We start from the raw sequence: 7,865 nt of genomic DNA on the forward strand, positions 1-7,865 counted from the left end.
GAACCTGTCCGCATTTTTGTGTGCGAGGCGATGGGCGGAGTTACCCGCGTGCGTTGGTGAATCGCTCACCAAACAGGATAGCAAACTGGTTCATGGCGGATGACCAGTCGAATGCCGCCCGTACTGATTTTGCCAGCACGTTGCGCAGCGCCAGCCAGAGCAGCTTGATGGCGGCCTCGTCGTTGGGGAAGTGGCCGCGGGTCTTGATGATCTTGCGCAGCTGCATGTTCAGACTCTCAATGGCGTTTGTGGTGTACACGACCCGGCGTATCTCGGGGGGAAACACGAAGAACGGCGTGACGTTCTCCCACGCTCGTCGCCACGACTGCACGATCGTCGGGTACTTCGCTCCCCATGGGCCTTCGGCGAAGGCCTCCAGGGCCTGCAGGGCGGCCGGTTCGCTCGCGGCTGCATAGATCGGACGCAGCGCCGCGGCGACGCTCTTGCGGTCCTTGTAGCTCGCGTACTCCAGACTGTTGCGGATCAGGTGCACGATGCAGGTCTGCACGGTCGTGCGCGGGTACGCCGTGCCGATCGCCCCGGCCAGGCCCTTCAGGCCGTCGACCACCGCGATCAGGATGTCCTGGCAGCCGCGCGTCTTCAGTTCATTGAACACCTTGAGCCAGAACTTCGCGCCCTCGGTCTGTTCGATCCACAGGCCGAGCACGTCGCGCTGGCCATCGGCCTGGATGCCCAGCGCCAGATAGACGGCCTTGTTGCTCACCACGCCGTCGTCGCGGATCTTCACGCGCAGCGCGTCGAAGAACACCACCGGATACATCGCCTCGAGCGGGCGGCTCTGCCAGGCGAGCGTCTCGGCCATCACCTCGTCAGTGACCGAACTGATGAAGTCGGGGGAGACCCCGGTGCCATAGCTCTCGGCCAGGAACGCCTGGATTTCGCGCACGCTCATGCCCCGCGCGTACATCGCGATGATGCGTTCGTCGAAGCCCGTGAAACGGCGCTCGTGTTTGGGAATCAGCAGCGGCTCGAAACTCCCCTCGCGATCGCGCGGCAGATCGACCCTGAGCGGGCCGCGCTCGGTGATCACCGTCTTGCCGCTGGCGCCATTGCGTTCGTTGGTCTGCTCGGAGGGTTTGGGCTGACCGGGCCGGTAGCCCAGATGCATGTTCATCTCGGCGCCCATCGCGCGCTCGATGAGCGCCTTGTTGAACGCGAGCATCAGGTCCTGGACCTCGGCGGGCGTCATCGGCCCCTTGACCAGTTCATCGAGCAGCGCTTCAGGCAGGGCAGGCAGCGGCCCTCGGGCCGCTGCCTGCGAAGCGACGGTGCGTTTCTTCTTCATCGGCATATCCATGACTTTGATCCTTCATGATATGCCTCGCCCACGAAATTACGGATAGGTCCCAATCCGCGAAGCCGCGCGATCCCAGCCAGCTATCCTCGATACCCTCTTCCCCCCGACAATCGCAATCCGATATGGCAGTCATCGACATGCATTGACGCGCACATGGCCGCCAACTCGAATCCGGGCAACCACACATCCACGACGAGAAACACGCAATACGCAACACCGCAACCGCGGCAAATAGATTTTCCAACGCTACCCAACACCCGCCCCTAACGCATCAAAACCCCCTCTTCTCGGCCATTCGCCACCCCCCATCGTCTGCTACCCTACCGAAATCCCGGCCCGCGCCCCGCACGCCGCCAACCCCAACCTCCTCCGCGCGCAACCCCGCGCCAGCCTCGAACCACGAAAACCCATGGTGATGCGCCACCCGAACATTGTGATTGCGATCAGCATCGTGCTGGCCAGCGCGATACTCGCGCTCGCCGTGTGGGTGCTCGCGCAAATGCACGATGACGCGTTGCGGCGCGCGCAGGATTCCGTCTTCAACGTGTCGCTGCTGGTCGAGCGCGACGTGTCGCGCAATCTCGAGATTTACGACCTGTCGTTGCGCGCGGTGATGGAGGGGTTGAAACAGCCCGGCGTGCAGGACTTGCCGCCGGCCATGCGTCAACTATTGCTGTTCGACGGCTCCATCGGCGCGAAGGATATGGGCTCGATTTTCGTCCTCGACGAAGCCGGCGACATCAAGTTCGACTCGCAAGCCTCGCCGCCGCGCCGTATCAACCTCGCGGATCGCGAGTACTTCAAGGTGCAGCGGGATTCTCCCGACGTGGGCCTGTACGTCAGCCGTCCATTTTTGCCGAAGATCGCCGGCAAGGAAGTCAGCATCGCGTTGAGCCGGCGTATCTCCCGGCCGGACGGCAGCTTCGGCGGCGTGGTCGTCGGCACCATGCGCCTGAGTTATTTCCGCGGCCTGTTCGCCGATATGAATCTCGGCCCGGGCGGCTCGATGGCGTTGATGCTGAGCGACGGCACGATGCTGATGCGACGACCCTACGATCCAAAAATCATCGGCCGCAATCTGAAGGGCACCGCGAATTATTCGCGCTTTCTCCTGCAGCCGAGCGGCGATTTCTTCGGCACGGCGGCGATCGACGGTGTGGAGCGCTGGTACGCGTTCCGCCATATCGACATGTATCCGCTGATCCTCGACGTCGCGCTTTCCACGCGCGACATCTATGTGGAATGGCGGCGTCGCGCATGGATCATCGGCTCGCTGATCGGCGCGCTCGACCTGACGATCATCGCGCTTGCGATCCTGTTCTCGCAGCAGTTGCGGCAACGCCGCGCCGCCGAGGAAGAGTTGCGCGTGCTAGCGCGCACCGACGGACTCACCAGCCTGAACAACCGCCGCATCTTCGAGCAGGACCTGGACGAGGAATGGGGCCGCGCGCAACGCAATGCGTGGCCGTTGTCGATGTTGTTGATCGACGTCGACAGTTTCAAGGGCTTCAACGATCTGTATGGCCATTCCGCCGGCGACGCTGCGCTCATCGAGGTCGCGCGCTGCATCACGAACAACTTGCGGCGTCCCGGCGATACCGCGGCGCGCTACGGCGGCGAAGAATTCGCAGTGCTGCTGCCGGACACCGACGAAGCCGGCGCAATGAACCTTGCCGAGCAGATTCGCGCCGCGATTCAGGAGCGCGAGGTTCGCCACGTGGCGAGTTCGCACCATGTGCTGACGGTCAGCATCGGCATTGCCTGCACGAGCGGCCAGATATTCGCCACGGCTCGCGAGCTGATCAACGCAGCCGACGAGGCGCTCTACGAAGCCAAGGACGCGGGCCGCAATCGCACTGTCGTCTACGGCACGGCCGCGCAAGCGCCAGGCGGCGACACCGGCGTCCCAGGATACTTAACTCCAGAATTCTCGCCCCACATCTATCGTTAATTTCATCCGGGTAATATGTTGCTTTTGTATTTTACCCGGCTATAATTCGACAAATTCTTTTCTGGAGTTTGTCATGACCGTTTATCGCGCTACTTGCACTGCCTTCGAAGGCCACCGCCGCATCGCGTCCGGCGCCCTCTCCGACGTAGCGCTAGCGGTCAGGGCGGTGCTGGCGCGTGGCGAACAGGCGCCGGTGCTGATCTTCGACGACGCCACCAGCCACCCGGTCGAGTTCGATCTGCGCGGCACGCCCGAAGAGATCGTGGCGAGGCTCGCGGCCGAGCACCCGAGTGAGGAAGCCGAAGCTGCGCAAACCACCCCCGCCTCCGACGCGACGGCTGAGGACGCCCCGCGCGGGCGAGGTCGGCCCAAGCTGGGTGTGGTGGCAAGGGAGGTCACCTTGTTGCCGCGTCATTGGGACTGGCTGAACGGGCAGCCGGGCGGCGCTTCCGTGGCGTTGCGCAAACTGGTCGAGGCGGCGCGTGTCGCCGGCGAGCACAAGGATCGTCAGCGTGCGGCGCAAGAAGCGGTGTATCGCTTCATGACCGCGCTGGCCGGCAATCTGCCGGGTTACGAGGACGCCACGCGCGCGCTGTATGCGGACGATCGGCCGCGCTTCGAAGCGTTCGTCGCTGCCTGGCCGGAGGACGTGCGCAATCACACATTGCGTCTCGCGAGCCGCGCTTTCGTCGAGCAGACATGAACGGGCGCGGCTCGCAGCGAATGGGATGCGATGAAACGCACAGGCAAAAAAAAGCCGCTTACACCGGGGAGCGTGAGCGGAAAGTCGGAGAGTTACAACAACATCGCTTGCGCTTACTCATGGGGGTCAACGCAGCCAATAAAGTCTAAGCAGTACGTGCGTGCGTATATATAAGACAAATCCCAATCATGTCCGGATCTAGCCGTAAGAACGCGCAGACGTTCGGGGGCTACGCTATTAAGCCCGGTTGAACGTCCCATTTCGCTTATTCCCGTCATTTATCGCTTCAGCCCCTTGCCATCGCGGCCGTAAAGAGAAGGAGAGAAGGGCCCCAAACAGAAACTTAACCAGGATGGCGAAATGAAGTGGTTCGACCGCATGACCGTGTTCCGAAAGCTGCTGCTCGCATTTGCCGTCGTGATCGGCTTTTCGGTCGTAATCGGAGGAATGGCGTTGGCGGCGCTTTCGTCGCTGCATGAGATTTCCGACGCCATTGCCGATAAAAGCATGGATGGCCTGTATTGGCTCGAAGAGGCGAACCGTCACAAGATCGACGCCGATCTTGCCGCCGCGAATCTTGGCTATGCCACCGACGACGCCGGCCGCCAGAAGCTGAAGGACAGCATCGTCGCATCGCTCAAGGACATGCATGGCGCGTACGACCAGTATCGCCCGACCATCGCGAGCAGCAAGGGCCAGGAGCTGTTCGACGAAGTGCTGCGCAAGTCGGCGCTTTGGGAAGCTATCGTGCATCAGCAGATCGGTCTCGAACCGATTCCCGCCGGGGTCGACAACAACGAAGTCGTGCGCCGGGCGATTGCATCGAGCGAGGCGCTGCGCGATCGCATCGTCGCGCTGATCGACTTTCGCCGGCAGCAGGCGGACGACTTGCAGGCCCAGTCGGCCAGCAAGTACGAGCGCATGCATCTCGTGATGCTCGGGCTGGTGCTCGGCGCGATCGTGGCCGGCGCGCTGCTCGCGTCGACGATCGCGCGCCGCCTGTCGCGCCAGCTAGGCGGCGAGCCGTACTACGCGATGGAGATCGCCAACCGCATCGCGGACGGCGACTTGAGCGTGCGCGTCGACACCCGCGCGGGCGACACCGACAGCATGCTGTTCGCGCTGCGCAACATGCGTGAACGGCTGGCCGGCATCGTGTCGGGCATCAGCGTGTCGAGCGAATCGATCCTGATGGCTTCGGGCGAGATCGCGCAGGGCAACACCGACCTGTCGCAGCGCACCGAAGAGCAGGCCGCCGCGTTGCAGGAAACCGCGTCGAGCATGCAGGAACTGACGTCGACGGTAAAGACGAACGCCGAGAACGCGCAGCAGGCGGGCAGCGTGGCGCACGGCGCGTCGGAGGTGGCGGCGCGCGGCAGCAGTCTCGTCGGCGATGTCGTCGAAACGATGCGCGAGCTGGCGGCCGGCTCGAAGCGCATGACCGACATCATCGCCGTGATCGAAGGCATCGCGTTCCAGACCAACATTCTCGCGCTCAACGCTGCTGTCGAAGCCGCGCGCGCGGGCGAACAGGGACGCGGCTTTGCCGTGGTGGCGGGTGAAGTGCGCTCGCTCGCGCAGCGCAGCGCCGTGTCGGCCAAGGAGATCAAGGCGTTGATCGAAAGCTCGACGGCGCGCGTGGGCAGCGGCGCCCAACTGGCCGAGCGGGCCGGTCAGACGATGGCCGATGTCACGCTCGCGGTGAAACGCGTGACGGACATCATGGGCGAGATTTCGTCTGCGTCGCAGGAACAAAGCACGGGCATCGAGGAAGTCAATCGCGCTGTGGCGCAGATGGACGACGTGACCCAGCAGAACGCGGCGCTCGTCGAGCAGGCGGCGGCCGCGGCGTCGTCGATGGCGGACCAGGCGAGGCAATTGCAGGCGGCCGTCACGGTGTTCTCACTGGAACCGCGGCGCGGCTGATTTTTCGTCGCCGACTCTTCGCGCAGGCGGGCTGTTGCGTCGGCGTGATCGGGAGGCGAGGCGTTCGTCGCGGGTTCGAACCGGTCGATCAGCGCGGTTGTCGTCAGCTCATCGGCCTCGTATCGCGATCGGTTCAGCGCGCCTTTCGCCGCCCTTGCCAGGCCAGGTGGCACTCCGTACACTCGCGCGTAATTCCTGGGCGGCGCGTTTTCGGGCGCCGTCGCCATCACGCCGAACAGAGGAGAACCCCCGCCATGGCCGATTCCTATTTCCCGCGCTGGCGCGCGCAGTCCACCGCCGCCGAGGGCCTCATCGTCGGTATCGACGAACGGCTTGCGTGGCCGCAGATGTTCGCGATGGGCATTCAGCACGTCGTCGCGATGTTTGGTTCGACGGTGCTCGCGCCGCTCCTGATGGGCTTCGATCCGAATCTGTGCATCTTCATGTCGGGGATCGGCACGCTGCTGTTCTTCGTGGTGGTGGGCGGGCGCGTGCCGAGCTATCTCGGCTCGAGCTTCGCGTTCATCGGTCTCGTGATCGCCGTGACGGGGTACGGCGGGCAAGGCCCGAACATGAACATTCCGGTGGCGTTGGGCGGGATCATCGCGTGCGGCGTGGTGTACGCGATCATCGGGTTGATCGTGTCGGCGGTCGGCACCCGATGGATCGAGACGCTGATGCCGCCGGTGGTGACGGGCGCGATCGTCTGCGTGATCGGTTTGAATCTTGCGCCGATCGCGGTGCGCGGCGTGAGCGCCAGCAATTTCGATTCGTGGATGGCGCTCGTGACGGTGCTGTGTGTCGGCGCGGTCGCGGTGTTTGCGCGCGGCATGCTGCAGCGTTTGCTGATTCTGGTGGGGCTGCTGATGGCGTATGTGATTTACGCGATCGTCACGAACGGCCTCGGCATGGGTAAGCCGATCGATTTCTCGATCGTCGCGAACGCCGCGTGGTTCGGCATGCCGCACTTCACGGCGCCGGTGTTCGAGCCGCGGGCGATGACCTTGCTCGCGCCGATCGCGGTGATTCTCGTCGCGGAGAACCTCGGGCATATCAAGGCGGTGAGCGCGATGACCGGTCAGAACCTCGATGGCTATATGGGCCGCGCATTTTTCGGCGATGGTCTCGCGACGATAGTCTCCGGTTTTGCCGGCGGCACGGGCGTGACGACTTACGCCGAGAACATCGGCGTGATGGCCGTGACCAAGATCTATTCGACGCTGGTGTTCGTGATTGCTGCTGTGATTGCGCTGGTGCTGGGTTTTTCGCCGAAGTTCGGCGCGGTGATTCAGACCATTCCGGGACCGGTGCTGGGCGGCGTGTCGATCGTCGTATTCGGTTTGATTGCCGTGACCGGCGCGCGGATCTGGGTCGTCAATAAAGTGGACTTTGCCGACAATCGCAATCTGATCGTTGCCGCGGTGACGCTCGTGCTTGGGGCGGGGGATTTTTCGTTGAAGCTTGGTGGGTTCGGGCTGGGTGGGATTGGCACTGCCACGTTTGGGGCGATTATTCTTTATGCCTTGCTCAGGGGGGAGCCGGCGCGGGGGCCGGTGGGTTGAAGGTGGGGTTTGGCCTGCTCGGCGGTTTGGGTTGTGGGGTTGGTTTTTTGGGCTTGGTTTTTTGGCCTTTGCTTGATTTGTTAGTGGTCTATTAGCGTTGCCCCTGTGCGGGGCAATGCTCTCAACTTAAGCCCCGCTGCATCAAGCGAGTTTGTACGCGAGATGGAAGTGGGGCTTGGCTTTTCTGGGTGGTCTTGGATAGGAGCGTGAGGGCTGTATCCGGCATCGGGTCTGGTGGATCATTTCCAGCACACCGGCGAGGCCGTCCAGACAGCGCTGGATGCGCAGAAGACACGCGCCGAGGATGGGCTTGAGTGCGCCCAGTGCATACACCCGGTTAGGACGGCTGGCATGTCTGTCGTCGTGCGGCGCATCGAGATCGCTGAGCAGTGTGCACAGGTTGTC

General features: G+C 63.4%; 5 protein-coding genes and 1 pseudogene. 4 read left to right on the forward strand and 2 right to left on the reverse strand.

Annotated features, from left to right (window positions below):
* Positions 1–40: 40 nt before the first annotated feature.
* The gene (locus BUE39_RS33315) at positions 41–1,312 is read right to left on the reverse strand and encodes an IS256 family transposase (RefSeq protein WP_412534878.1); all 1,272 of its coding nucleotides are present in this window, start codon (positions 1,310–1,312) and stop codon (positions 41–43) included.
* Positions 1,313–1,727: 415 nt separating this feature from the next.
* On the opposite strand from BUE39_RS33315, the gene BUE39_RS33320 reads away from it, so the two are divergent.
* The 4 genes from BUE39_RS33320 to BUE39_RS33335 all read left to right on the forward strand — a co-directional run bounded on the left by BUE39_RS33320 (position 1,728) and on the right by BUE39_RS33335 (position 7,460).
* A complete protein-coding gene (locus BUE39_RS33320; RefSeq protein ID WP_073432938.1) occupies positions 1,728–3,269 on the forward strand; it encodes a sensor domain-containing diguanylate cyclase in 1,542 nt (513 codons plus the stop codon).
* A gap of 73 nt (positions 3,270–3,342) precedes the next feature.
* The gene (locus BUE39_RS33325; protein WP_073432939.1) at positions 3,343–3,972 is read left to right on the forward strand and encodes a DUF2239 family protein; all 630 of its coding nucleotides are present in this window, start codon (positions 3,343–3,345) and stop codon (positions 3,970–3,972) included.
* Positions 3,973–4,332: 360 nt separating this feature from the next.
* The gene (locus tag BUE39_RS33330) at positions 4,333–5,898 is read left to right on the forward strand and encodes a methyl-accepting chemotaxis protein (protein WP_073432940.1); all 1,566 of its coding nucleotides are present in this window, start codon (positions 4,333–4,335) and stop codon (positions 5,896–5,898) included.
* 254 nt (positions 5,899–6,152) lie between these two features.
* Complete coding sequence (locus BUE39_RS33335; RefSeq protein WP_073432941.1) at positions 6,153–7,460, forward strand: solute carrier family 23 protein; 1,308 nt, start codon at positions 6,153–6,155, stop codon at positions 7,458–7,460.
* 141 nt (positions 7,461–7,601) lie between these two features.
* On the opposite strand, the pseudogene BUE39_RS35840 reads toward BUE39_RS33335, so the two are convergent.
* Positions 7,602–7,865, reverse strand: a pseudogene (locus BUE39_RS35840) (IS4 family transposase); the annotation flags it as partial.

It is taken from the genome of Paraburkholderia terricola, from assembly GCF_900142195.1.
In the GTDB taxonomy this organism is placed as follows: Bacteria; Pseudomonadota; Gammaproteobacteria; order Burkholderiales; family Burkholderiaceae; genus Paraburkholderia; species Paraburkholderia terricola.